Source organism: Frankia sp. RB5 (assembly GCF_059816245.1).
In genome coordinates this window covers 38,786-63,427 of sequence record NZ_JCBATA010000022.1, presented here as the reverse complement: position 1 = coordinate 63,427, position 24,642 = coordinate 38,786, and the positions used below count along the sequence as shown (strand labels likewise).

The following is a 24,642-nucleotide window of genomic DNA, read 5'->3' as shown; positions in this document are numbered from 1 at the left end:
CCACGGAGACTTTTCTTGCCAATCCCGTTAGGTTGCCCTAACTTAGCTGAGGCTAACCGCAGGTCCGGGTAGGCGAGGGGCATTCCCGGGCCGGCGGGTGGAGACGAACGGAGGCCGGACTTGCTTCCCACCTTTGTGATCGGCCTTCGGGAAGGCCTGGAGGCCTCGCTGATCGTCGGCATCGTCGCCGCCTTCCTCCGCCAGCGTGACCGACGGGACGCGCTGCGCCAGGTCTGGCTCGGCGTCACGCTGGCCCTGCTGCTGTGCCTGGGCATCGGCGTCGTCCTCCACGTGGTCGACCAGGAACTGCCGCAGCGCGAACAGGAGGGCCTGGAGACCGTCATCGGGCTCATCGCGGTAGCCATGGTGACCTACATGGTCTTCTGGATGCGCCGGCACTCGCGGGACCTGCGCGGCTCGCTGGAGTCGGCCACCGCGTCGGCCCTGGAACATGGCTCGACCCGCGCGCTGGTGCTGATGGCGTTCCTCGCGGTACTGCGGGAGGGCTTCGAGACGGCCGTCTTCCTGATCGCCGCGTTCAACGCGAGCACCTCCCCGGCGTCCGCCGGGGGTGGCGCGCTCATCGGCGTGCTGGTCGCGGCGGCCGTCGGGTTCGGCATCTACCGCGGCGGCGTGCGGATCAACCTGTCGCGCTTCTTCCGCGTCACCGGGCTGGTCCTGGTGCTCATCGCCGCCGGCCTGCTGGCGATGGCGGCGCACACCGCCCACGAGGCCGGCTGGCTGAACACGGGCCAGGGTCGGACCTTCGACCTGAGCTGGCTCGTGCGCCCGGGCACGCCGCTGTCGAGCGTGCTCACCGGCGTGCTGGGCCTGCAGCCACGACCCGTCGTCGCCGAGGTCGTCGTCTGGGTGGTGTACCTGGTGCCGCTGGCCCTCTACGTCGCCTGGCCGGCGCGGCGCCGGCCAGGCGCCACGGCGGCCCCGGCGCCGGCGACAGCCGCCTCCGGTGCCTCCACCGGCACCACCGCCTCCACCGCCTCCACCGGCGCCAGCGGCACCCCGGCCACCGGACCCTGACCCCGCCCGCCGGCCACCGCACCACCTGTCAGAAGACAACACACCATGTTGGGGGCATCACGTGCGTCGCGCACCAGTCGCGTACAGCGCCATCGCCATTGTGATCGCGACGGGCGCCGTCGCATGCGGGGGAAGCGACTCGGGCGACTCCGGCGGCTCCGGCTCGACGGCCGCGAAGAAGACCGTCACCGTCACCCTGACCTCGAAGGGCTGTTCACCGGACACGGCGAACATCGAGTCGGGCCCGGTCACCTTCAAGATCGTGAACAAGGACGCCGGGGCCGTCACCGAGGCCGAGCTGATGAGCGGCGACACCATCCTCGGCGAGAAGGAGAACATCACCCCGGGCCTGTCGGGGACGTTCTCGCTCAACGTCAGGCCCGGCAAGTACCAGCTGTACTGCCCGGGTGGGTCCGGCCCGGAGAAGGTCGACTTCACCGTGACGCAGGCGAGCGGCGCGACCGCCACCCGCAGCGCGGCGGTGACCACGGCGCTGGCCACCGCCAACACCGGCTATGCCACCTACGTCCGCCAGCAGGTGTCGGAGCTGGTGACGAACACCGCGGCCTTCGTCACGGCGGTGAAGTCCGGTGATCTCGACCAGGCGGCGAAGCTGTACGGTCCGCCGCGGCTGAACTACGAGCGGATCGAGCCGGTCGCCGAGTCGTTCGGCGACCTCGACCCGGCGATCGACGCCCGCATCGACGACGCCCCCGACGAGGCGCACTGGTCCGGCTTCCACCGCCTGGAGAAGGCGATCTTCGCGGACAGGTCACTGGCCGGCACCGGGCCGATCGCCGACCAGCTGGGCACCGACGTCGGCAAGCTGAACACGCTGGTGGCGAAGGCGACCTTCCAGCCGGCGCAGATCGCCAACGGCGCCACGGAGCTGCTCAACGAGGTCGGCAAGTCGAAGATCACCGGCGAGGAGGAGCGGTACGCCAAGCTCGACCTGCTCGACATCCAGGGCAACGTCGACGGCGCGGACAAGGCGTTCACGCTGCTGGAGCCGGCGCTGAAGACGCTCGACCCGAAGCTCGCCACGACCGTGCGCACCCGCTTCACCGCCATGTACAAGGCCCTGGAGCCCTACAAGAAGGGCGACGGCTACGTCAGCTACGACACCGTCACCCAGGACCAGCGCCGCGGCCTGTCCCAGGCCGTGGACGCGCTGGCCGAGCCGTTGTCCCAGGTCGCGGGCACAGTCGTCGCCTAGCGCCGCCGGCAGGCAGGCATGGGGGCCCGGTGGCGACGCCGCCCGGCCCCCATGCCCAGGGCGACCCCACGTCCCCGGGAAGGTAAGGAGCGAACACCATGGTCGAGCGGATCAGCCTGTCGCGCCGGCGTGCCCTGTTCGGCGCCGCGGGTCTCGCCGGGGCCGGTGCGGTCGCCGCGACGGCCGCGGCCTGTTCGGACGACCCGCCGCCCGCGACGGCGGTGTCCCCGCGCGGGGTGGTGGCCTTCCACGGCCCCCGCCAGGCGGGCATCATCACCGACGCGCAGGACCGGCTCGCCTTCGCCGCCTTCGACGTCTCCGCCGGGGTGAGCAGGGAGGAGCTGCGCACGCTGCTCGTCGGCTGGACGGCGGCGGCGGCGCGGATGGCCGCCGGGCAGGCCGTCGCCGACGACGAGGCCGCGCCGCAGTCCCCGCCGCGCGACACTGGCGAGGCGATCGGCCTGACCGCCGGGAACCTGACGATCACCTTCGGGGTGGGGCCCAGCCTGTTCGACAACCGGTTCGGGCTGGCGTCACGGCGCCCGGCGGCGCTCGCCGACATCCCGCCGCTGCCCGGCGACAACCTCGACCCGCTGCGCAGTCGCGGCGACCTGTGCGTGCAGGCGTGCGCGGACGATCCGCAGGTCGCCTTCCACGCGGTGCGCAACCTGCGCCGGCTGGCCCAGGGCACGGCGGTGCTGCGCTGGTTCCAGCTCGGCTTCGGCCGGACCAGCACGACCAGTTCCGACCAGGACACCCCGCGCAACCTGATGGGCTTCAAGGACGGCACCAACAACATCAAGCGCGAGGACGCCGCGTCGCTGGACAAGCACGTCTGGGTCGGCGCCGACGGCGACCAGGCCTGGATGCGCGGCGGCACCTACGTCGTCACCCGCCGCATCCGGATGCTGCTGGAGTCCTGGGACCGCGACTACCTGCGCGACCAGGAGCAGGTGTTCGGCCGGGCGAAGGCCAGCGGCGCGCCGCTGGGCGCCGCCGAGGAGTTCGACCCGGTGCCGCTGGGCGCCAAGGACGCCGGCGGTGAGCTGATCATCGCCGCGGACGCCCACATCCGCCTCGCCGCCCCGGCCAGCAACGGCGGCGTGACGCTGCTGCGCCGCGGCTACTCCTACACCGACGGCGTCAACCAGGAGACCGGCCAGCTCGACGCCGGCCTGTTCTTCATCGCCTTCCAGCGCGACCCGCGCACCGGGTTCATCCCGGTCCAGCGCCGGCTCGCCGCGTCGGACGCCCTCAACGAGTACATCCAGCACACCTCGAGCGCCGTGTTCGCGGTCCCGCCCGGGGTACGCGACGGGCGCGACTACTGGGCCAGCGGCCTGCTCGCCTGAGCATCGCGGCGGCCCCCGGCCGATGACCTCAGTCGAGCAGGGCGGGGGCGCTCGGGTCGTCGAGGAAGGCGAACATCATCACCAGCTGTGCCGCCGTGTTGCGCCTGGCGGACAGCGGCGGCAGCGCGTCGCGGGCGAACCAGCCGACCTCGGACGTCTCCAGGCCCGCGCCGGCCGTCCCGCCGACCACCCGGCAGCGGATGAAGACCTTGTAGGTGTCGTTCGGGTACGGCGGGTGCGCGTGCCGGCGCTTGTCGAGGACGCCGAGCAGGCGCACCGGCTCCGCCTCCAGCCCCGCCTCCTCCCGGATCTCCTTGACGACGACCTCGGACGGAGTGAGCCCCACGTCCGCCCAGCCGCCGGGCAGCGCCCACCCGCCGTCCTCCTTCTCCCGGACGAGCAGGATCCGGTCACCGTCGAACAGCACCCCGCGGACGTCGACCTTCGGCGTCTGGTAACCGACCTCCCCGCCGAAGATGCCCTCCGCGACGGGGACGGTGACGGCGGCGCAGCGGGCCGCGATGCGGTAGCTGAGGTGGCGGAGCTGCTCGAACCGCTCCAGGTCGAAGGGGTCACGGGAGTAGGCGAGGCCTGCCTGGGCGATGGAGTGCAGTTCACGCACCCACGGCAGCCACTGCGGGTTGCGCGACCCGACGTCGATCCACGGCGGTTCGGTGCCGGCCGCCGCCACGGACGCGGGCACGGACGCGGGCACGGACGCGGGCACGGACGCGGGCACGGACGCGGGCACGGGCACGGGCGGGGACGCGGGCACGGGCGGGGACGCGCAGGGCGCGTCGGGATCGTCGCTCATGCGGTGATCCTCTCGCACCCCCTGAATTGAACCGGTCGCAGCCCGCTCTCACTCGGCCGCGGAGCGGCGGCCCACGACCAGGGAGGCGAGTGCCCGCTGGATGTTCTCCTCAGTGACGGCCGGGTCGACGCCGGCGTCGCTGAGAACCCCGGAACCGTCCTCCAGGGCCAGCAGGGCGAGCAGGATGTGCTCGGTGCCGACGTAGTTGTGGCCGAGCCGCAGGGCCTCCCGGAAGGTGAGCTCCAGCGCCTGCCGCGCGTCGGCGTCGAAGGGGACCAGGGCCGGCGTCTGCTCGACCGCGGGCGGCAGCGCCGCGGTGGCCGCCCGGCCGAGCTCGTCCAGGTCGATCCCCTGTTCCTGGAGGGCGTTGGCGGCGACGGCGCCGGTCTCGCCGATCAGTCCGAGGACGAGGTGGGCGGGGGTGATCGTGTCGTTGTGGGCGGTGTGCGCCGCGTTCTGCGCGGTGATGACGACGTTGCGGGCGCGGGGGGTGTAGCGGCTGAAGCCGGCGTCGCCCGGGTTCGCCGCGTCACCGGCGCCCTTCGGGACGAACCGCTTCTGCGCAGCCTGCTTGGTCACGCCCAGGCTGCGGCCGATCTCGGTCCAGGACGCGCCGGAGCGGCGGGCCTGGTCGACGAAGTGGCCGATCAGATGGTCGGCGACCTCACCGAGGTGGTCGGCGATCAGGACCGCGTTGGACAGCTGGTCCAGCGCGTCGTCGGGGTGTGCCGAGCGGATGCCGTCGATCAGGTCGTCGAGACGGACGGTGCGGGACATCCGAACGGACTCGCTCTCACTCATGCCGTCAACCATAGGTTGACGGCATGAGAGCGTCAACCGTGGGTTGACGGCACCCACGCGCGACGGGTTCCCTCACGGCTTGCCGTGGCAGCGTTCCGACAGCGTCACGGCGACCCGTGTCGCATAATCAGGGGCAACACGGACACCAAGTCCGGTATTCGCGACACGACGCCGCCATGCCCCGCACGCGCTTCCCACCTACGGGAAGTCCGCCCGGTACGCGGCTTACTGCGAGGCGGTGGGCGCCGCCCGGCCGCGCGCATGGCACCGTGTTCGTGAAGCGTCAGAAAATACACGGCGGACACCGCGCCATTCGGCGGTGCATCGCTCATCAGGGAATGTGCCACAGCCAGGAGCCGGGCGCGGAGACCGGCCTTTCGAAACCACCTCGCCGAGAATCCGAACATCCGGCGCCGACCCGGCCATGGGATGAGGAGTATTCATGCGCGGCTATGCACTACGTGCCGCACGCCGTCGCGGACACCCTGTCGTGGGTGCGGGTGCGGGTGCGGGCCGCCGGCGGACGACGGCCCACACCGGACGGTCAGGAGGCGGCGGTACCGCGGTAGCCGACCGGGCCCTCACCCGGGAACTGCGCGGCCCCCTGGAAGGTGGCGCCGTTGTCGAAGAACAGGACGTTCCCGCTGCCCTGCGGTCCCGACCAGCTCACCTGCGTGCCGGTGGCGGGCCGGCCGGACTGCGGAACGACGCCGTTGCGGTTGCTGATGACGACCTGCAGGTCAGCGTCCTTGTGCCAGTCGGCGCCCGGGCCGCCCCACTGGATCTCGGTGTGGTAAAGGGCCATGTCTCCCACCTTTCATGTACGCGCAACCATTCCCGGCCGCGCCCGACCATGCCGACGAAAGAAAACACCATCCCGCGCCACCGACCCATGCCGCGACCCAGGACGCCGGCAGCTCACCACGTCGGCCGGAAAATGTGAGCCCCCGTTTCACCACCCGCTGCCAGAATCCTTGTGGCGACCGGGTGCAGAGCGAGCGTAACGAGACCGGAACTCGCTGACAACACCTTGTCGACAAAAACGCGGTACGGAATAGGCAGAGCCTAGTTTGCCCGTATTGCACCCGGGCCGGGTTATTCGGGCTGGCGGGCGGGGACGGTGGTCAGGGTCGCGAAGCCGGCGTTGAACGCGCCGACCTCGTCGTCTGACGTGATCGTGGCGGTGCAGGTCTGCGTCGTCCGGGTGGCCGCCGGGTCGGCCACCCTCGCCTCGCTGGCGAGCTCCCGCACCCCCCGGACCGCCCCACCGGCGAAGCAGTTCGGGACGTTCAGGTTGGCGACGGTCTGGGTGGCGGCGGACCCGCCCACGGCGCTCGCCGGCTGGCCCCCGGCCGCGGAGGTGGCGAGCAGGTTCGCGCGGTGCGCGGAGATCCAGGCGAGGACCTGCGCGACGGCGGGCCCGTAGTCGTAGGTGTCGCCGAGGCCGGCGCTCGCGGCCAGCGCCGGGATGCCCCGCCGCGCGGCGGCGCGGGCCGCGCCGACGGTGCCGGACGTGCCGAGATCGGGCCCGAGGTTCTGGCCCTCGTGGATCCCGGCGACGACGAGATCGGGCCGCAGGCCCAGATCGTCGAGGGCCACCGCGACGGCGTCCGCGGGAAAGCCGCTCACCTCGGTGGCGCGCTGGCCGGTGGCCGTCGTCGTGTCACCGTGGGTGATCTGGCCGCCGCTGCTCCGGTCGCCGGTGCCGCTCTGGTTGGCCGCCGGCGCCACGATGCGCACGGTCGTGCCCGGCAGGGTCGCGAGGGCGTGCGCGAGCGCGTCGACGCCGGCCGAGCCGACCCCGTCGTCGCTGGTGACGAGCACGTCGAGGACGGTGTCCACCGGCCTGGCCGTGGCCGTCGCGGCGGCTTTGGGACCGGCCGCGCCCGCCGGCGCGGTCGCGGTGGGCGCGGTGCTGGCGGGCGCGGGACCGGCGGGATCCTCGCCGGATCCGCACCCGGTGACGCAGCCGAGCAGGACCGCCGCCGCCGCGACGGTGAGCCGGGCGGGTTTCATGGCCACAACAGTGCTCCTGACCTGCGAAGACGCAAGGAAGTCAGCGGGATCGGTGCCGGTTGGTACACCTTTTACCGGCTACCTCGCGTCATGTCATCCCGCTGGCGGCGTCGAGCAGCCGACAGGCGGGGTCGGGTCAGGCCCGTGACCGGGACGCGGGCTCCGGCGGGTACGCCGCCGCGGTGCTGGCCGCGACGCGGACGAAGGCGGCGACGGCCATGGAGCACGAGGAGCGCGGCCAGGCGACCACCAGGGTGCACGGGACCAGGTCGCGGACGTTGCGGTACGCGAGGCCGGGTCGCGGGTGGCGGCGCGCGACCGAGAGCGGCGCGAACCAGACCACGCCGCCGAGCTCGACCAGGTGGAAGATCTGCGCGAGGTCCAGCCGCGGCCCACTCCCCGAGGCCGCGCCAGGGGCGAGGGTGCCGCCGTCGACGTCCGCGGGCTGGCCGTCGGGCAGGACCCTGCCGGCGAGGTCGGCGAGGCACAGGGTTGAGCGGGCGGCCAGCGGGTCCGCGGCGGCGAGCGCGACCAGGCGTGGCTCGGTCAGCAGCGGTTCGAGGTCCAGCTCGCGGTCGTCGAAGGGGGTGGCGACGAGCGCGACGTCGGCTCGGCCGTCCCGCAGCGCCGGGGTCTGGTCACCGCGCCCGCCGAGCAGCAGTTCCACCGGCAGCGACGCCCGCTCGCGGCGATAGGCGTCGAGGATCCGCGACAGCAGCCCGGCGTCGTGGTCGGCGGCGAGCCGCAGCCCGGGCCCGCCGCCACCGGCGCGGCGCGCCCGGCGCTCGGCGGCGCTGACCGCGTCGAGGGCGGTGCGGGCCTCGCGCAGCAGGACGTCGCCGGCCGTGGTGAGCGCGACCTGGCGGGTGGTGCGCTCGAACAACTGGACGCCGAGCTGGCGTTCGAGATCGCGGATCGCCCGGGACAGCGGCGGCTGCGCCATTCCCAGCCGGCTGGCCGCCCGCCCGAAATGCAGCTCCTCGGCCACGGCGACGAAGTACCGCAACTGCCGCGTCTCCAGCTCGCCGCCCATACCGGCAGGGTATCAACCGGCCTGCCGGCGCTTGAGCTGGCTTATAGGGAGACGAAAGGCCGGCGCCGCATCATCGGAAGAGGTCGTACGGCCGTCGGCGGGACGATCCGCGGGAGAGGGGCGTCATGGCGGAGGTAACGAGCGGCGAGCGGGTACGGCTTGTCGTCCCGGAACAGGATGTCCGCGGCCCACACCGACGGCTGTCCGCGCTGTTCGATCCCGGCACGTTCGCGGCGTTCCCCACGGTCGCCGCCAGCCGGGTGGCGGCGGGGCGCGGCCGGGTCGACGGGAGCGAGGTGGTCGCCTTCTGCACGGACGCGACCCGGATGGGTGGTGCCCTCGGCGCGGACGGCGCCGGGCAGATCGTCGCGGCGATCGAGGAGGCGGTGCGGACCGGGCAGCCGGTGATCGGGCTGTGGCACTCCGGCGGGGCGAGTCTCGCCGAGGGGGTGCAGGCCCTCGACGGCATCGGCCGGATCTTCGCCGCGATGATCCACGCGTCGGGCCGGGTCCCGCAGGTCTCGGTGGTGCTCGGGCCGGCGGCGGGCGGCGCGGCGTACGGGCCGGCGCTGACCGACGTCGTCATCATGGCGCCGGCCGGCCGGGTGTTCGTCACCGGACCGGACGTCGTGCGCAGCGTGACCGGCGAGGTGATCGACATGGCGGGGCTCGGTGGCCCGCAGGCGCACGGTCGCCGCTCCGGGGTGGTACACGTGCTGGCCACCTCGGAGGGTGACGCGCTGGCCCGGGCCCGGCGGATCACCTCGCTGCTGACCGGGCAGCCGCGCTTCGCCCTCGACCCGGCCCGCGACGACGAGCTCGATCCGGGTGAGGCCGCGCGGCCCGACCCGCGCACGCTGCTGCCGGAGCGTCCGCGGCGCGCCTACGACGTACGGCCACTGGTGCTGCGCCTGCTCGACGAGGGGCCGCATCCGTTCGAGGAGCTCCAGCCGCGATGGGCGGCGAACGCGGTGATCGGGCTCGGGCGGCTGTACGGGCAGGCGGTCGGGGTCATCGCGAACAACCCGATCCGCAAGGGTGGCTGCCTGGATTCGCTGAGTGCGGAGAAGATCTCCCGGTTCGTGCGGATGTGCGACGCCTTCGGCCTTCCCCTGGTGGTGCTCGTCGACGTGCCCGGCTACCTGCCCGGGGTGGGCCAGGAGTGGGAGGGCGTCGTGCGGCGCGGGGCCAAGCTGCTCTACGCGTTCGCCGAGGCGACCGTGCCCCGAGTGACGCTGGTGACCCGCAAGTCGTTCGGCGGGGCGTACATCGCGATGAACTCGCGGTCACTCGGGGCCACCGCCGTGCTCGCCTGGCCGGAGGCGGAGGTCGCGGTGATGGGCGCCGAGGCCGCGGTCGGAATCCTGCACCGGCGGGCCCTCGCCGCGGCGGGCGAATCCGACCGGCCGGCACTGCTCGCCCGACTCGCCGAGGAACACGCGCTGGCGGCTGGCGGGGTTGACCGCGGGCTGGCCCTCGGCGTCATCGACGCCGTCATCGAGCCGACCGACACCCGCCGCCGCATCGCCGAGGCTCTCGCCGACGCGCTGCCGCGGCGCGGCCGCCATGGCAACATCCCGCTGTAGCCGGGTTCGGCACGCGCCGCGGTCGGCGGCTTTCAGAGGTCGAACTCGCCGGCACGCACGCCGGCGACGAACGCGGCCCACTCCTGCGCGGTGTAGATCTGAGGCCGAACGTCCGGGTCCTTGCTGTCCCGCACGGCGACGCCGAGACCGCCGGGAATACGGGCGACCTCGACGCAGGCGCGTTCTCCGTCGCTGTGGCTGCTCTTCACGAACGTGAGCTGTGCGGGATCGAAATCGATCTTATTCATGATGGCTATTCCTCGCTTATTGTCCTGATCAGCTGAACCGACTCGTCCGGCGGCATCGCGATGACGGCCAGCTCGTCAAGCATCCGCTTGTAGCGGGCCGTGGCGCCCGGTTTCTCCACATACAGGCTGCTTCCGACCTCCTCGACGTACACGACGTCGGCGCAGACGTCCTCGGGGAACGCCAGGATCGTGAAGGACCTGCCGACGGCGGGGTGCCAGCCCCGGCCGAACGGCAGCACCTGGAGCGTAATGTTCGGCCGCTGCGCGCAGCTGACCAGGTGGCGAAGCTGATCACGGAAGACCTCCGGACCCCCGATCGGCCGGCGCAGCACCGCCTCGTCCATGATCACTCGCAGGTGGGGCGGGTTGGCGTCGGCGAGTCGGTGCTGGCGTTCGAGCCGCAGGCGAACCCGGCGGTCGACCTCGCTCACGCTGGCGCCCGGCGCCGCGCCCCGGATCAGGACCGTCGCATAGGCGGGCGTCTGGAGCAGGCCCTCGATGAAGCCGCAGGTGAACGCGGAGACCGTGGCGGCGCCGGCCTCGAGGCCGAGGTAGAGCTCGAAGTCCTGGGGCACGGCGTCGCTGAAGGTGTGCCACCAGCCGACCGCGCGGGTGTCGCGCCCCAGATCGACGAGCTCGGCCCGTGTCGCCGCGTCCCGGACGCCATAGAGGTCGAGCAGGTCCTCGATGTCCATCTGCTTGAACGGCACATGGCCGTTCTCCATGCGGCTCACCTTGCTCTCGGTGGCCCGCAAGACCTTCGCCGCTTCCCTCATCGTGAGACCAGCCACGAGGCGAAGACGCTTGAGCTCTGCACCGAGCTTGCGGCGACGCATGGTCGGTGCGGCGGTCATCCGGGACAAGGCGCTCCTCACTTCTGGGCCCCGTGATCGTAGCCTGCCGCAACGAGTAAGGGCCTGCCGAGGAAGCAGCCACCAATGAGACCACAAATCTTGCCTACGCACTTGCCTGCGCACGTGCATAAAGTCGCTTTCACTGGCGGGGACGCACTGGTTCCCCGCCAGCCGCTGTCCCCTGCCGCAGGCAGGGGCCCGGCAGGGGACAGCACCTTCCCGCCGTCGAGAAGGAGAGGCCGCGTGAGCCGAGCGGATTCGTCGTTGTTCGCAGTCATTGAGCAGACAAGCTCCGGGCCGGTGATCCAGGGCGGGTTCCACTCGTCCGCCGAAGCAGATCTATGGGGTTCGAAGAACGTCAACGGGCCATACTCCGTCGGGCCGATGTTCCTGCCGACGGCCGCGTTGCACCGTAGACGGAGCACTCCGGTGCGCTATTCCGCGGGGGCGCACCTGCCGGACGCGTTGCTGCGCGTCCTCATCCGCCGCCCCACCGGAACCGTCTGACCGGCGGGGCGGCTGGAGTGGGTCAGTCCAGGGCGGGCGTCACCGTGTCCCGGCCCGAGCGCAGCACCCGGCCGCCGAGGTCGCCGGTGTAGGCGCCGTCACGGACGATCTCGGTGCCGGCGACGAGCACATGGCCGATCCCGGCCTCGCCGTAGAGGCGCCCGGCGCCGCCGGGCAGGTCGAAGCGGGTCTCGACCGGCTGGCGCGCGATCGTCGCGTCGTCGAACACGACGATGTCGGCGATGGCACCCGGGGCGAGGCGGCCGCGGTCGCGCAGGCCGTACAGGCGGGCCGGGACGTCGGTGATCAGGTGGACCGCCTCCTCCAGACCGATCACCCCGAACTCGCGCACCCCATGCTGGAGCAGCGCGGTGCTGTAGCTGAAGAACGCGAGCATGTCGAGGTGGGCGCCGGCGTCGGACGCGCCGATCACGGCCCGCGGGTCGCGCCACACCCGGGCCCGGGCCTCCCAGTCCGCCCGGTCCGGGACGAGCAGCGGATTGGTGAAGGTGGTCTTCAGCTCGTCCGCGACGACGATGTCCATGAGCACGTCGAACGGGTCGCGGCGGCCGGGGCGGCGCGGGAGGGCACCGGCCGGCCGGCGGCGTCGTGATGGCTCTGCGCCCAGGTCGAGGAGAAGCCGACGCCGCCGGCGCGCAGGCCCGCGCGCAGCAGCTCCTTCATCGCCTCGAGCTCGGCGGCGGTGGCGGCCCGCTCGGTGGCCTCGCCGCCCATGACGACCCGGCGGATCGCCGAGTGGCCGACCAGGCGGGTGTGCACGTCGACGAAGCCCGGCGCGATGACACGGCCGCCGGCCTCGATCGTGCGGCGGCCTCCCTCGGACACGGCGTCGATCTCGACGATGCGGCCGTCGTCGACGGCGACGTCGGCCACGCGCGCCGGCGCGCCGGTTCCATCGACGACGCGGCCGCCGCGAACCACCAGATCATGCATCGGGCACAGGTCCTTTCCTGCCGGACGAAGGCCGCGGGCCGGGGTGCCGCGCGGCGGCGAAGGCGGCGGGGGATAGTGGCCGGGCCCGCGCGCCGGACGCCCGCGAAAAGCGGTTCCAGACGGGGCGTCCGGGAGATAGACACAGCACGTACTACGCGCACGCGGACCGACACCGGGAGCAGGGCTCGGGATATCACGCCGCCAGGTCCTGGAGATTGATGGTAGGCCACCGGGCCACCGGGCAGCAAGGGTTAATTCCGGCTGCGCGCCGGACAGACGGGAGCCCGGTGCGGACATTTCGCCCACGTTTCGGCTGGTCGTCGCCGGTCGACTACGCGGGGCGCTCGTCTCGGGCGCCGCCGCACACCGGTGTTGACACGTCACCGAGCACTCTGTACAAACATCAGATGTTCAGGGGGTGACCCGGATGACGTCGCTGCGAGGAGCGCCGATGGCGAACGATCTGATCGACCAGGGAATCGACCGCCTATTATCTCACGATCCGGGCATGCTGCGCTGCCCCTACCAGCTCTACACGCGGGCGCGGGAAAGTCGGCCGGTGTTCTGGTCGGAGGCGATCGGCGCGTACATCGTCACCCGTCACGAGGACGTCGTGGCGGTGGCCCGGGACACCGAGACGTTCTCCAACCGTGACTCCGCCATTCCGGGCCCGGCCCGGCGCGCCGACGTGGCGGCCATCGAGAAAATCACCCGTGGCCTGGCCGAGTTCGACGACGCGCGCGACGACTATCCGTTCGTCGACTTCCCCCAGGTCCTCTCCGACGCCGACGCGCCGGCGCACGGGATGCACCGCCGAATGGTGCTGCGGGCACTCTCCGCGAAACGTGTCCGAGCGCTCGGTGACGTCATCTCGGCAATATGCGACGAGCTGGTGGACGCGGTCCTTCCGGCCGGCCGCTGTGAACTGGTCACCGATCTCGCCCGGCCGCTTCCGAGCCGGGTCATCCTCACCGCGCTCGGTATTCCGGAATCCGAAAGCCCGGCCATCTCGGCGATGATCGACGGCATCGGGCTGCCGGTCGGAAACCCGCATCTGACCCCGGAGCAGCAGCTCGAGCGGCTGCGCTGCCACCGTGACTTCTCGGCGTACTTCCGCCAGCTGCTCGCCGACCGCCGCCGCGAGCCCCGCGACGACCTGGTCAGCGTGATCGCCAACGCGGAGGCGGGCGAGGCGCAGCTCACCGAGCCCGAGCAGCTCAGCCTGGTGATGCAGCTCGTCTCCGCGGGCCACGAGACCACCACCCGACTGATCGCGGCGACGATGCTCCACCTGCTCGGCGACGACGAGCTGCGCCGCCGGGTCCTCGCCGAGCCCGACGCGCTCGGCACCGTCATCGACGAGGTCCTGCGGCTCGAATCCCCCGTGCAGGGAATCTTCCGGCTCACCACCCGGCCGACCCGGATCGGCGACGTCGACATCCCGGCGGACGCGGTCATATGGATCCTGTGGGCGTCGGCCAACCGCGATCCCGAGTATGTCGAGTGCCCCGAGCGGCTTCGGCTCGACCGGCCTGATTCCAAGTCGCATCTCGCCTTCGGGCACGGCCAGCATTTCTGCCCCGGCGCACAGCTCGCCCAGCTCGAGGCCAGGATCGCCGTGCGGACACTGCTGGAACGGCTGCCGAACCTGCGGCTCGACATTCCGGCCGACGAGGTTCCGTTCCTGCCCAGTATCGTCATGCACGGGCCGGTCACCATGCCGGTCTCCTTCTGATGTCCTTCCCGGCCGCCGACCGGCCGGACGCGTTGTGGACCCTGCTCGCCATCGAGGAGATCAAGGCGCTGAAGGCGCGTTACTTCCGCTGCCTCGATCTCAGGCTGTGGGATGAGCTGGCCGGCGTCTTCAGCGAGGACGTGCGTTTCAACCGAGTGGATCTGGACGGCAACGAGGAATGGCTCCAAGGCCGGGAGGCGGTCATGGCCTACACCGTGCCGGCGCTTACCCCGGTGCGCTCGGTACATCACGGCCACACCCCGGAGATACACGTGTATCCGCCCGACCGGGCGACGGGTGTGTGGGCGATGGAGGACCGCGTGTGGTGCCCGGACGGAAAGCCCTTCGTCTCGATGCACGGTTTCGGTCACTACCACGAGACCTACAGCCTGACCGAGGCGGGCTGGCAGATATCCGTCCGGCGCCTGACCCGCATTCATCTGGAGATCGTGCACGCGCCGGAGCAGTAGCGGTGGGAGCGCCGACCCCATCCCCAGGCCCGAGAAGACAGCCGTGGCAGCGAAGGAGAACATGATGGAAGGTCGACTGGCGGATCGGACGTATCTGGTCACCGGCGCCGCGAGCGGAATCGGAGCGGAGATCTGCCGCCGGTTCGTCGCGGAAGGCGCCCGGGTCGTCGTCGCGGACCTGCAGGTCGAGCAGGGCGAGGCGACGGCGAAGGAACTCGGCGACACCGCCCGTTTCGTGCGCATGGACGTCTCCCGGGAGGCCGACGTCGCCGCCGGAGTCGACTTCGCGGTGGCCGAGTTCGGCGCGCTCGACGGCCTGGTGAGCAACGCCGGGTTCGTCGGCGCGGTCGGGCCGATCGCCTCGATCGACGTCGCGACCTGGTCGCGCACGATCGAGGTGCTGCTCGGCGGGGTGTTCCTCGGCACCAAGCACGCCGCGCGGGTGATGGTCCCGCGCGGACAGGGCGTGATCGTCAACATGGCGAGCACGGCGGCCCTGCTCGGCGGCCGCGGCGCGCACGCGTACAGCGCCGCGAAGGCCGGCGTCGTCGGCCTGACCCGCTCGGTGGCCGGGGAACTCGCTCCGCAGGGCATCCGGGTCAACGCGATCGCCCCCGGCACGATCATGACGCCGCTGATCGACGGGGTGATGGAGGGCCTCGGCTCGTCCGGGTTCGACCACGACGCGCTGGAGGAGGCGCTGCGCCAGGACTCGCCGCTGCGCCGCGCCGGCCGCCCCGAGGACGTCGCCGCCGCCGCCGCGTACCTGGTCAGCGACGACGCCCGCTTCGTCACCGGGCACGTGCTCGTCGTCGACGCCGGCCAGACCTCCGCCCCGACCACCGCTCCCCTGGTCGCCACCGCCGCCGGCCAGATCGGGATCCGCTGAGCGATGGACGCCGGTGAGGGGCCGATCGGTGCGCATCCCGCATCGACCGGCCCCTCACCCGTTCCGCGACGCGCGGGCTAGGCTTGATCGTCCAGGACGAACAGCGGGGCGCGCAGGCCGAGATCGTCGTCGACGATCTTCATGCGCACCGCGGCGCCGATCGCCAGCGGCGCGTCGGGCGTGTCGGCGAGCCGGCTGACCAGCCGCACGCCGGGGGCCTCGACCGGCTCGACGAGGCCCACCGTGAACGGCGTCGCCAGGTTCATCCCGGGGAATCCGTGGTGGACCCGGGTGAAGGTGAACACCGTGCCGCGGGCCGGCGTCTCCGTCCAGTCGTAGTGGGCGCCCGCGCAGGCCGGTCCGGCCGGCGACGGGTACCACTCCCAGCCGCCGCAGGACGAACAGCGCGGCAGCAGCAGCCGTCCCGCCCCGATGCCACGCCAGAACGGCGCGACGAGGTCGTCGTCGAGCGGGCGGGCGGCGAGCACAGCGGTCATCGGAACTCCTCGGAGCCGGCGGCGTCGGTCAGGATCGGGGTCGGCCAGGGGCCGAGTGTCGATCAGGGGTGCGGTGTCGACCAGGGGTGCGGTGTCGATCAGGGGCGGGTGAGGACGAGGGTGGCGTGGTCGGGGATGCCGAGGCCGGCGACGGCGGCGACCCGGGCGCCGGCGACCTGCGCGTCCGCCCGTTCCCCGCGCAGCTGCCGGACGGCCTCGACGACGTGGCTGCCGCCGACCATGTAGGAGTGGGCGAGCAGACCGCCGTGGGTGTTCACCGGCCGCCGGCCGCCAGGGGCGACCGCGCCCGACGCGACCAGCTCACCGCCGCCGCCCTTGGGCGCGAACCCCATGTCCTCCAGCTGCAGCAACAGCGAGATCGTGAAGCAGTCGTAGATCTCGACGAGGTCGACGTCGGCCGGGCCGATACCCGCCTGCGCGTAGGCGCGCCGGGACGAGTCGGCGGCGGCCGTCGTCAGCAGGTCCGGCGCCTGGGTGAAGTAGTCGGAGAAGGTGGTGTGCTTGCTCGCCACCGCGCAGCCGGCGACCTCCACGGGTGGTCGTCGCAGGTCACGGGCCCGCTCCTGGGAGGTCAGGACGTAGGCGACGCCGCCGTCGTTGATCAGGCAGCAGTCGCTGCGCCGCAGCGGCTCGGCGACGGGCGCCTCGGCCAGGTAGTCGTCGACGCTCAGCGGCTTCGTCCGGATCGCCCCGGGGGTGAGGGCGGCGTGCGCGCGTGCCGAGACCGCCAGTCCCCCGAGCGTCTCGGTCAGGCCGCCGAACTCGTGGTCGTAGCGCCGCGCCGTGCCGGCGAAGTAGACGGCCTGGCCGTGCCAGCCGAACGGCATCTCCAGCGCGGCCTTCACCGGGTCGGCGGCGTGGATGCCGGTGGCGCCGGCCGACGCGCGGCTCATGCTCAACCCGAAGTAGACGACGATGGTGGACGCCAGGCCCGCCGCGATCGCCGCGGCGGCGACCGCGGGCGCCCCGACCAGCCCGGCGCCCGCCTTCTGCAGCCGCAGGCCGAAGCCGCGCTCCTCGGCGCCGATCGCCGCGGCGACCAGGTCGACCGGCGTGTCGTGCGGGCCGCCGGTGCCCTCCAGCAGGAAGCCGTCCACGTCGCGGCCGTCGAGGCCGGCGTCGGCGAGGGCCGCGCGCACCGCGTCGACGGCGAGCTGGGTCGCCGACCGCGGATCACCCCTGGTGAACGACGTCTCGCCCACCCCGACGATCGACACTCCGAGATCCCTGGTTCCACTCATCCCTGCCTCGCATCCCTCCGCTGTCGCCTCATGCCGCCAAGCCCCGCCCCGCCAGCTCCCGCCCCGCCAGGCCCCGCCCCGCCAGCTCCCGCTCCGCCAGACCCCGCCCCGCCGGGTCGGACGCCGGCGGTGAGCGCGCGCTCGGCGAGCGCCGCGGTCAGGGCGTCGGTGACCTCGCGCCAGGTCCCGACGATGCCGATGTCCGCCTCGTCGAAGACGGGCGCGGCCGGGTCCGGGTTGACGGCGAGGACGGTGCCGGCCGCCGCGACCCCGGACATGTGGTTGAACTTCCCGGACAGCCCCAGCGCGACGTACAGCCGCGGCGCGATGCTCCGGCCGGTGATGCCGACCTGGCGGGCCCGCGGTAGCCAGCCGTTGTCGGTGACCTTGCGGGTGGCGGCCAGCTGCGCGCCGAGCGCCGCCAGCAGGGGCGTGAGCAGCGGGTAGTCGGTCGGGTCGATGCCCTGGCCGACCCCGACGACCGCGCTCGCCCGGGCGAGGATCTCCACGTCGTCGTCGCGGTGCGCCTCCAGGACGCGGACCGTGGACGTCGCCGTAGCCTCGACCATGGTGCGCGACGGCGGGCTGGCCTGCCGGGGTTCGCGCAGCGGCAGGGCACCGGGCCGGACGGTGGCCAGGTGCGGCTCGCCGACGGCGGTGATGGTCGCGACCTGGCGGCCACCGAACGCGGGCTTGAGGCAGACCAGCCGGTCGTCCTCGACGCCGACGTCGATCGCGTCCCCGGTCAGTCCGGCGTCGAGTGTCGCCGCCACCCGGCCGGCGACCTCACGTCCCCACATCGTGCTAGGGCACAGCACCGCGGCCACCCGCCGTCCGCCGCACCAGCCGGCGAGAGCCGTGGCGACGTCGTGGGCGAGCGCGACTCCCGCAAGCACCACCAGGTCGTCCGCGCCGTGGGCACCGAGCATCGCCAGGTCTGACGGCTCCCCGCGGTCGGCGCCGGCCGGGGCGAGCGCGACCACCCGCCCGCGCAGCGCCCGCGCGATCCACGAGGCCGCGCCGAGCAGCTCACGTCCCTCCCGCTCACGGTCCGGTTCGAGCAGCACCCCGACGACCGGCCACGCGCCGTCCCCGTTCCCGTCCTCCGTCACGGTCGCCGAGACCTGGCCGGCCACGGGCGGGGGCGGCGCGACATGGGACGCACCGAGCAGTCGCTCCCCGATCCCGGGATCCCCCAGCGCGAGCGTGCCCGTCGAGGGCACCGCGGGGTCGACGGCCTCGACGGCACGGGACGGCACGCCCCCGCTCCGGACTCCAACCCCGGTCCCAGCACCCGACCCAACACCGGTCTCGGCACCGGTCTCGGGCGCGTCGAGGGCGCCGCGGGCGGCGAGCAGCCGCACCGCCTCGGCGACCTGGTGCTCCAGCGGTCCGGATAGCCGCGTCCGCAGCCGTGGGCGGGCGAGCGTGCGGGTCGGGCCGACGACCGTCCGGCTGGCCGCCGCGCCCCACGGGCCGGGACCGAGGTCGGCGGCGACGAGGTGGCGCAGCCGGTCCGCGGGCACCGCGGCGCGGGCCGGCAGCGGCGCCTTGGCCGGTTCGCAGAGCCGTTCGGCGCAGGACGCCACGAGCGGCGCGTCGGCGCGCACCCGCAGCCAGCCGTCGTCGCCCTCGCAGCGCGCGTCGAGCGTGGCCCCGCGCAGCGCGAGCTCCCGCATCCCGCCGACGAACGGCCAGCCGAGCAGGGCCGCGACCTGCGGGCCGAGCTGGCCGGTGTCGCCGTCGACGGAGTTGCGCCCGCACAGCACCAGGTCGACCGGGCCGAGCAGCCGCAGCGCCGCGACCAGGGCCCGTGCCGTCGCGAGGGTGTCGGACCCGGCGAACGCCGGATCGGACACCAGCACCCCCGCGTCGGCCCCGCAGGCGACGGCCTCGCGCAGGGCGTCCTCGGCCGACGGCGGCCCCAGGGTGAGGACCGTGCAGTGACCGCCCGTGGCCGCCGCGATCCGTACCCCCTGGGTGACGGCGCGGCGACAGTACGGGTTCATCTCCTGGGCGACGCCGTCCCGGCGCAGGCGCCCGTCCGGCCCGAGTACCAGCGACTCCCCCACCGGAACCTGCTTGACCAGCACCGCGACCCGCACTGGGACCTCCCTCTCCTGACCGCCTTCTGCCCACGACACACGCCCGCCTCGGGCTCAGCCCGGACCCGGCCCCGAGACGGAGCCGGCGGCCACCGCGGCCGCGCGGCCCGGCACGCCCGGCAGCACCTCGCGCGCGAAGGTCTCGATCTGGCGCAGGTAGATGTCGGGCGAGGTGACGCGGAACGCGAGCGACAGGTGCGCGACGCCGACCCGCGCGTACTGGCGGATGAGGTCGAGCGCGTCCTCGGGCCGGGTGTCCGGGCGCCGGCTCGGCGGCGCGGCGCCGTCCGGCATCCGCAGCTCACTCGGCAGGGAGACGGCCACCGGCGGTCGGGCCGCGCGGCCGAAGCGCTCGCTCTGCCGGTCGAGTTCCGCGAGCCCGGCCCGCAGGCCGTCCGGCGTGACCATCGAGGGCAGCCAGCCGTCGCCGAGCTCGGCGGCCCGGCGGATCGAGGCCCGGCCGTTGCCGCCCACGAAGATCGGCAGGTGCCGGCGCGGCGGCGCGAGCAGCGGGCGCACCGGGCCGAACCGGTGGAACTCGCCGGCGAAGCTGACCTCCTCCCCGGTCAGCAGCGCGCGGATGATCCGCAGGTGCTCGTCGTGCATCCGGCCACGGGCGGCGTAGTCGAGGCCGAGCGCCTCGAACTCGCCCCGCACGTGCCCGCTGCCGGTGCCCACCAGCATCCGGCCGCCGGTGAGGACGTCCAGCGTGCCGAGCAGCTTCGCCTGCACGATCGGGTCCCGGTAGGGGATGACGACGATGTCGCTGGCGAGGGTGACCCGCCGCGTCGCCCCGGCCAGGAATCCCCACACCGCGTACGGGTCGAGCCACCAGTCGTCGGAGCCGTAGTAGTCTTGCGCCGTCATCCCGGTCTCGGCGACGCCGTCCATCCAGCCGCTGACCCCCTCGGCGAGGTGGGCCTCGCCACCGGTCGACAGCACCAGGTGGTCCTGCACCCACAGCGAGTCGAAGCCGAGGTCCTCGGCCGTCTGCGCGATCGCGCGGACCGCGCCGGCGTCGCACCAGCGTCGGTAGCAGGGAATCCGGACGCCCAGCTGCATAGCGGTGCCCTCCTCGGGCGCGTGGCTCACGCGTCGGTGCCGGTCGGGCCGGTCGGGCCGGTCGGGCCGGTCGGGCCGGTCGGGCCGGTCGGGCCGGGAGGCGGCTCGGAGACGCCGAGGACGCCGGCCGGCACGGTGAGGAACGGCGCCGAGAACTCGATGGACAGCCGGCCGAGCAGGGTCCGCCCGTCGATGCGCTCGACGGTGCCGACGTAGCTGCCCCAGGTGGTGACGATCCGGCCGTCACCCCAGTGCAGGAAGAAGAACGCCGAGGTGAAGGCGGCCGCGGCGGCGACACCGGGGCGCGGCGGCACCGGATCCGCGTGGACGCTCGACACGAAGTGGCCGGTTCTCGCGTCCGCGGGCTCCGCGACGAACAGGCCGGCGAAGTACGCCCCGATCTCCTCGGCACCGGCGTGTTCCCCGGCGAAGTTCACCAGCACGCCGTCCGGTGCGAACGCGGCCGCCACGCCGGCGGCGTCGAAGCTGTCGTTGGCCGCGCAGTAGGCGGCCAGCACCCGCGCGGCCTCGCCGTCGACCCCCGCCGGCCAGGCGGCCCCCGACGAGCCGCCGCCGGTCACGCCGTCCCCGGTCACGCCCTCCGGGGTCGCGCCGTCCCCGGTCACGAGGACGATTCCGGGACACGGACGAGGACCCGCCCGTCACGGACCCGCACGTCGTGGCAGCGGGCCGCCGAGCCGGCCGCGTCGCACCAGCCGTCCGCGGCGATCGTGAAGCCGTGGTAGATGCAGATCAGGTCCTCGCCGTCGACGACTCCCTCGGACAGCCGGTTGCCCTCATGCGGGCAGGCGTCGTCCAGCGCGGACACCGTGCCGCCCTCGGTCCGCCACAGCACGACCGCCCGGTTGCCGACCACGGTCGCCCGCGGCCCGGCCGCGATGTCCGTCTCGGCGCCCGCGTCGATCCACTCATCCATGGATGTCCTTCCCCTTCCGTTGTGGGCTCACCGGATCCCGCCGTCCACCCGCAGCAGCGCGCCGGTGGTGAAGCTGGACGCGTCGCTGGCCAGGTACAGGGCGGCGCCGAGGATCTCGGCGGGTTCGGCCGCCCGGCCCAGTGCCTGCACGTCGCCGATGGTCGCCTCGAAGGCGGCCATGTCCCAGCCGGCCGAGATGTCGGTGCGAAACGGGCCGGGCAGGATCGCGTTGACCCGCACCGCCGGTCCGAACGCCTCGGCGAGCGCCACGGTGATGGCGTTGAGCCCCGCCTTCGCCGCCGCGTAGGGCGCGATGGCGCCGTACGGCCGCAGCGAGCCGACGCTCGACACGTTCACGATGGTGCCCCCGCCACCCGCGCGCATCCGCTCGGCGGCGAGCACCGCGAGCCGGAACGGGCCCTTGAGGTTCACCCCGACGACGCGGTCCCACATCACCTCGGACACGTCGGTGAGCCGCTCGAAGACGGGCGACATGCCGGCGTTGTTGACCAGGATGCCGAGGCGGCCGAAGCCGTCGACGGCGGCGTCGACGAGGCCGTCGAGCTGGTCCCAGCGCCCGACATGGCAGGGGTGTGCCAGCGCCCGGCCGCCCGCCGCCCGGATGGTGTCCACGACGGTCGCGCAGCTGTCCGCGTCGCGGCTGGCGACGACGACCGCGGCCCCGGCGGCGGCGAACCCGGTGGCCATCACCCGTCCGAGTCCGCGGCTGCCGCCGGTGACGACGGCGACCTTCCCGGACAGGTCGAACAGCTCCGCCGGTCTGGCCGGACCGCTCGGATCAGCCGGATCCGGCGGGCGGGCGGTCGTCACCCGGGCTCCCCGAGGACGCCGGCGGCGAGCAGTTCCGCCACCCGGGGGCCGAAGCCGAGCTCGGTGAGGATCTCGGCGGTGTGCTCGCCGAGATTCGGCCCACGGCCCGACGGCGCCGGTACGTCGGGGCGCCGGAACACCTGGCCGATGATCCGCGCCGGCCCGAACCGCGGATGTTCGATCTCGGCCACCCGACCCTCGGCGATCATCTTGTCGTCGTGCAGGAAGGGCTGGAGCCAGGACGCCTCCCCGGCGACCGCGCAGGGCACCCCGGCGGCCCGCAGGCGTCCCTCCCAGTTCTCGGCGAGATCACCGGTGAGCAGGTAGGCGAGTGCCTCCTCGACCCGGGCCGCGCCGGCGTGGCCGTCGGCGAGCGCCGCGCGCAGGTCGGCGAGGCGCTCGGGGTCGCCGGCCGCGGCCGCGCCGACGCAGGCGGCCCGCTCGTCGGCGGTGTCGCAGACGACCAGCAGCCAGCCGTCGAGGCACTGGTAGACGCGGTGGAACGGGCCGGCCCCGGTCTGCTCGTGGTTGAGCACCGGCAGCAGCGAGCGGGCGCGCCCCTCGCCGACGAACCACTCGGAGGTGACCAGGATGCTGGAATGCAGCTGCGGCAGCTCGACGAACTGCCCGGGCCCGCCCCGCTCGCGGTGGATGAGGGCCATCAGGATCGAGGCGGCGCTCAGCAGGCCGTTGTAGTAGTCCTCGTTGCCGAAGCCGGTGTGCGGCTCGTTGCCCTCGCCGGCGAACAGGTGCATCAGCCCGACCATGCCGCCGACCAGCGGCGCGAAGCTCTGCAGCTGCGCCTTCGGGCCGGTCGACCCGAAGCCCGGCGAGTAGCCGTAGACGATGTCCGGCCGCAGCGCCCGCGCGCTGTCGTAGTCGAGGCCGAGACGTTCGGCCGCGCCGGGCCGCATGTTGTGCTGCACGACGTCGGCGCTGGCCAGCAGCGCGTCGAGCACCGGACGGGCCCGCGGGTCCTTCAGGTTGACGCACACGGCCCGCTTGCCGTGGTTGCCGCCCTCGTAGGGGTCGGGCAGCGCGCGCTGCGGGTCGCCGGCGAGCGTCTCGACCTTGATGACGTCCGCGCCCAGGTCGGCGAGCAGCCGGTTGCCGTACGGCGAGGCGAACCAGCTGCCGAACTCGACGACCCGCAGCCCCGAAAGCGGCGGCCCGCCCGCCTGCGGGCCCGGCCCTGACAACGCCGGCGGGACCGGGGATGGGAGCTCGGGGTGGCCCAGGCCCGGGACGGACCAGCCGTCGCGGCGCAGGGCGGCACCGTCGGCGTCACGGGCGGGCGCGGCGCCGCGCACCGCGCCGGGAGTGCCCGCGAAGCGGATCACCGGGCCGACGATCCGGATCCGGCCGAGTTCCGGGTCGTCGACGGTGTCGATGATGCCGGCGTGGCGGACCTGTGGGTCGGTGAAGGCCGCCCCGGGCGGCTGGACGGGCAGGCAGGCCACCTCGTGCTTCCACAGCAGTTCACAGACGCCGTCGACGGTGCGCGCGTGGAAGAAGGGCGGCAGCCGCTCCGCCAGCAGGGCGAGGTCGGCGTCGGTCAGCTCGGTGGCCATCTCGGCCGGTCCCTCGGCCGGCGAGATCTCGCCGGCGAGACCGAACGCGGTCATCGCCCGGCCGAAGGCGCCGACCGCGCCGGTATGGACCTGCACCATGCCGTCGGCGCAGGCGAAGCGGCGCAGCAGCAGCCGCCGGTGGCCGAGGTCCAGGGTGCCGGTGCGGCCCTTGTAGGCGATGAACGACGGCGCCCGCTCGCACGACCAGTTCATCGTCATCACGCCGAGGACGCCGTCCTCGAAGCCGACCTCCAGCCGGTCGCCGGCGCCGGTGCGGACCCGCCGGCGCAGCGACGCCAGGATCGACAGCAACGCGACGAAAGCGGTGCCGTAGGTGATCCCCGGATGGCCGGGGTAGATCGGGCCGTCGCGGTGGCCGGGCGACTCGGCGAACACGCCGAGCCGGGCCGCGGCGATGATGTCGCGGGCCGCCATCGGGTCCGCCTCCTCGTACGGCCCGAGGGCGGTGAGCCGGGCGTGCACCGCGCCCGGGTTGGCCGCGGCGACGCCGTCCGCGTCCAGCCCGGCCGCGACCGCGGCCTCGTCGGGCAGCGCCGGGTCGACGAGCACGACGTCGGCGCCGGCGACCAGGCGCCGCAGCACCTCCCGGTCGGCGGTGTCGGCGGTGTCGGCGGTGTCGGCGACCGCCAGGTCGAGCACGATGCTGCGCTTGCCGCGGTCCCAGGTGGCCCGGGCCGGGTTCGCGAACGACACCGGCCGCGGCGGCTCGACCTTGACGACCTCACAGCCGTAGTCACACAGCAGCATCGTGACGATCGCGCCGGGCATGCCCTGGGTCACGTCCAGGACGCGGATACCGGCGAGAGGGCCGTCCATGGCAGCTCCTTGCGCAGTCACGGGGAT

The 24,642-nt window shown here is 73.5% G+C and carries 25 protein-coding genes; 8 read left to right on the top strand and 17 right to left on the bottom strand.

All coding sequences use genetic code 11. The annotated features are described in order from the left end of the window. Positions 1-120: 120 nt before the first annotated feature. From efeU to efeB, 3 genes are all read left to right on the top strand, one after another. Positions 121-1,038 (top strand): iron uptake transporter permease EfeU, encoded by a 918-nt coding sequence (gene efeU / locus AC6EXY_RS14050; RefSeq protein ID WP_499817413.1) that lies wholly within the window; start codon positions 121-123, stop codon positions 1,036-1,038. Between the two features lie 61 nt (positions 1,039-1,099). Further along, the gene (gene efeO / locus AC6EXY_RS14045; protein WP_101830483.1) at positions 1,100-2,254 is read left to right on the top strand and encodes an iron uptake system protein EfeO; all 1,155 of its coding nucleotides are present in this window, start codon (positions 1,100-1,102) and stop codon (positions 2,252-2,254) included. A 98-nt stretch (positions 2,255-2,352) separates the two neighbouring features. After that, complete coding sequence (gene efeB, locus AC6EXY_RS14040) at positions 2,353-3,606, top strand: iron uptake transporter deferrochelatase/peroxidase subunit (RefSeq protein WP_101830460.1); 1,254 nt, start codon at positions 2,353-2,355, stop codon at positions 3,604-3,606. A 28-nt stretch (positions 3,607-3,634) separates the two neighbouring features. On the opposite strand, the gene AC6EXY_RS14035 is transcribed toward efeB, so the two are convergent. The 5 genes from AC6EXY_RS14035 to AC6EXY_RS14015 form a co-directional block, all read right to left on the bottom strand. Further along, entirely contained in the window at positions 3,635-4,420 is a 786-nt protein-coding gene (locus tag AC6EXY_RS14035) for an NUDIX hydrolase (RefSeq protein WP_101830461.1), read from the bottom strand. Between the two features lie 48 nt (positions 4,421-4,468). Further along, the gene (locus tag AC6EXY_RS14030) at positions 4,469-5,221 is read right to left on the bottom strand and encodes a Clp protease N-terminal domain-containing protein (RefSeq protein ID WP_243407228.1); all 753 of its coding nucleotides are present in this window, start codon (positions 5,219-5,221) and stop codon (positions 4,469-4,471) included. 544 nt (positions 5,222-5,765) lie between these two features. After that, a complete protein-coding gene (locus AC6EXY_RS14025; RefSeq protein ID WP_101830462.1) occupies positions 5,766-6,026 on the bottom strand; it encodes a hypothetical protein in 261 nt (86 codons plus the stop codon). Positions 6,027-6,316: 290 nt separating this feature from the next. Further along, a complete protein-coding gene (locus AC6EXY_RS14020; protein WP_243407232.1) occupies positions 6,317-7,237 on the bottom strand; it encodes a 5'/3'-nucleotidase SurE in 921 nt (306 codons plus the stop codon). Between the two features lie 136 nt (positions 7,238-7,373). Continuing rightward, complete coding sequence (locus AC6EXY_RS14015; protein ID WP_101830464.1) at positions 7,374-8,270, bottom strand: LysR family transcriptional regulator; 897 nt, start codon at positions 8,268-8,270, stop codon at positions 7,374-7,376. Between the two features lie 125 nt (positions 8,271-8,395). Between AC6EXY_RS14015 and AC6EXY_RS14010 the strand changes: the two genes are divergently transcribed. Further along, positions 8,396-9,856, top strand: a complete 1,461-nt coding sequence (locus AC6EXY_RS14010; protein ID WP_499817414.1) for an acyl-CoA carboxylase subunit beta — start codon at positions 8,396-8,398, stop codon at positions 9,854-9,856. Positions 9,857-9,888: 32 nt separating this feature from the next. On the opposite strand, the gene AC6EXY_RS14005 is transcribed toward AC6EXY_RS14010, so the two are convergent. Further along, positions 9,889-10,104, bottom strand: a complete 216-nt coding sequence (locus AC6EXY_RS14005; RefSeq protein ID WP_101830466.1) for a DUF397 domain-containing protein — start codon at positions 10,102-10,104, stop codon at positions 9,889-9,891. A 5-nt stretch (positions 10,105-10,109) separates the two neighbouring features. After that, a complete protein-coding gene (locus AC6EXY_RS14000; RefSeq protein ID WP_101830467.1) occupies positions 10,110-10,958 on the bottom strand; it encodes a helix-turn-helix domain-containing protein in 849 nt (282 codons plus the stop codon). Positions 10,959-11,201: 243 nt separating this feature from the next. Between AC6EXY_RS14000 and AC6EXY_RS13995 the strand changes: the two genes are divergently transcribed. After that, the gene (locus AC6EXY_RS13995) at positions 11,202-11,465 is read left to right on the top strand and encodes a hypothetical protein (RefSeq protein WP_101830468.1); all 264 of its coding nucleotides are present in this window, start codon (positions 11,202-11,204) and stop codon (positions 11,463-11,465) included. Positions 11,466-11,487: 22 nt separating this feature from the next. On the opposite strand, the gene AC6EXY_RS13990 is transcribed toward AC6EXY_RS13995, so the two are convergent. Both AC6EXY_RS13990 and AC6EXY_RS13985 read right to left on the bottom strand, forming a co-directional pair. Then, positions 11,488-12,009 (bottom strand): amidohydrolase family protein, encoded by a 522-nt coding sequence (locus tag AC6EXY_RS13990; RefSeq protein ID WP_243407229.1) that lies wholly within the window; start codon positions 12,007-12,009, stop codon positions 11,488-11,490. Beyond that, positions 11,982-12,419, bottom strand: coding sequence for an amidohydrolase family protein (locus AC6EXY_RS13985; protein WP_243407230.1), 438 nt, complete (start codon positions 12,417-12,419; stop codon positions 11,982-11,984). The genes AC6EXY_RS13990 and AC6EXY_RS13985 overlap by 28 nt, the downstream gene beginning before the upstream one ends. Positions 12,420-12,870: 451 nt before the next feature. Here AC6EXY_RS13985 and AC6EXY_RS13980 point away from each other — a divergent pair, with 451 nt between their 5' ends. From AC6EXY_RS13980 to AC6EXY_RS13970, 3 genes are read left to right on the top strand one after another with little or no spacing between them, the layout of a single operon-like run. Continuing rightward, entirely contained in the window at positions 12,871-14,154 is a 1,284-nt protein-coding gene (locus tag AC6EXY_RS13980; RefSeq protein ID WP_499817415.1) for a cytochrome P450, read from the top strand. Next, entirely contained in the window at positions 14,154-14,624 is a 471-nt protein-coding gene (locus AC6EXY_RS13975) for a nuclear transport factor 2 family protein (RefSeq protein WP_101830470.1), read from the top strand. The genes AC6EXY_RS13980 and AC6EXY_RS13975 overlap by 1 nt, the downstream gene beginning before the upstream one ends. A gap of 43 nt (positions 14,625-14,667) precedes the next feature. After that, positions 14,668-15,513 (top strand): SDR family NAD(P)-dependent oxidoreductase, encoded by an 846-nt coding sequence (locus AC6EXY_RS13970; RefSeq protein WP_499842345.1) that lies wholly within the window; start codon positions 14,668-14,670, stop codon positions 15,511-15,513. Positions 15,514-15,590: 77 nt separating this feature from the next. On the opposite strand, the gene AC6EXY_RS13965 is transcribed toward AC6EXY_RS13970, so the two are convergent. From AC6EXY_RS13965 to AC6EXY_RS13930, 8 genes are all read right to left on the bottom strand, one after another. Beyond that, entirely contained in the window at positions 15,591-16,010 is a 420-nt protein-coding gene (locus AC6EXY_RS13965) for a Zn-ribbon domain-containing OB-fold protein (RefSeq protein ID WP_101830472.1), read from the bottom strand. Positions 16,011-16,108: 98 nt separating this feature from the next. Further along, positions 16,109-17,272: a thiolase family protein gene (locus AC6EXY_RS13960; protein WP_133150569.1), complete on the bottom strand. Its 1,164-nt coding sequence runs from the start codon at positions 17,270-17,272 to the stop codon at positions 16,109-16,111. Then, positions 17,269-19,377: an FAD-binding protein gene (locus tag AC6EXY_RS13955; protein ID WP_499817417.1), complete on the bottom strand. Its 2,109-nt coding sequence runs from the start codon at positions 19,375-19,377 to the stop codon at positions 17,269-17,271. Before AC6EXY_RS13955 ends, AC6EXY_RS13960 begins: the two co-directional genes overlap by 4 nt. Before the next feature lie 54 nt (positions 19,378-19,431). Next, positions 19,432-20,439, bottom strand: coding sequence for a TIGR03619 family F420-dependent LLM class oxidoreductase (locus AC6EXY_RS13950; protein ID WP_499817418.1), 1,008 nt, complete (start codon positions 20,437-20,439; stop codon positions 19,432-19,434). A 26-nt stretch (positions 20,440-20,465) separates the two neighbouring features. Continuing rightward, positions 20,466-21,065 carry a nuclear transport factor 2 family protein gene (locus tag AC6EXY_RS13945; protein ID WP_499817419.1) on the bottom strand — a complete coding sequence of 200 codons (600 nt, stop codon included), beginning with the start codon at positions 21,063-21,065 and terminating at the stop codon, positions 20,466-20,468. After that, complete coding sequence (locus AC6EXY_RS13940; protein WP_101831864.1) at positions 21,062-21,376, bottom strand: Rieske (2Fe-2S) protein; 315 nt, start codon at positions 21,374-21,376, stop codon at positions 21,062-21,064. Before AC6EXY_RS13940 ends, AC6EXY_RS13945 begins: the two co-directional genes overlap by 4 nt. A gap of 27 nt (positions 21,377-21,403) precedes the next feature. Then, positions 21,404-22,207 carry an SDR family NAD(P)-dependent oxidoreductase gene (locus AC6EXY_RS13935; protein WP_499817420.1) on the bottom strand — a complete coding sequence of 268 codons (804 nt, stop codon included), beginning with the start codon at positions 22,205-22,207 and terminating at the stop codon, positions 21,404-21,406. Then, positions 22,204-24,615 carry a CaiB/BaiF CoA-transferase family protein gene (locus tag AC6EXY_RS13930; RefSeq protein WP_499817421.1) on the bottom strand — a complete coding sequence of 804 codons (2,412 nt, stop codon included), beginning with the start codon at positions 24,613-24,615 and terminating at the stop codon, positions 22,204-22,206. The genes AC6EXY_RS13935 and AC6EXY_RS13930 overlap by 4 nt, the downstream gene beginning before the upstream one ends. Positions 24,616-24,642 lie beyond the last annotated feature (27 nt).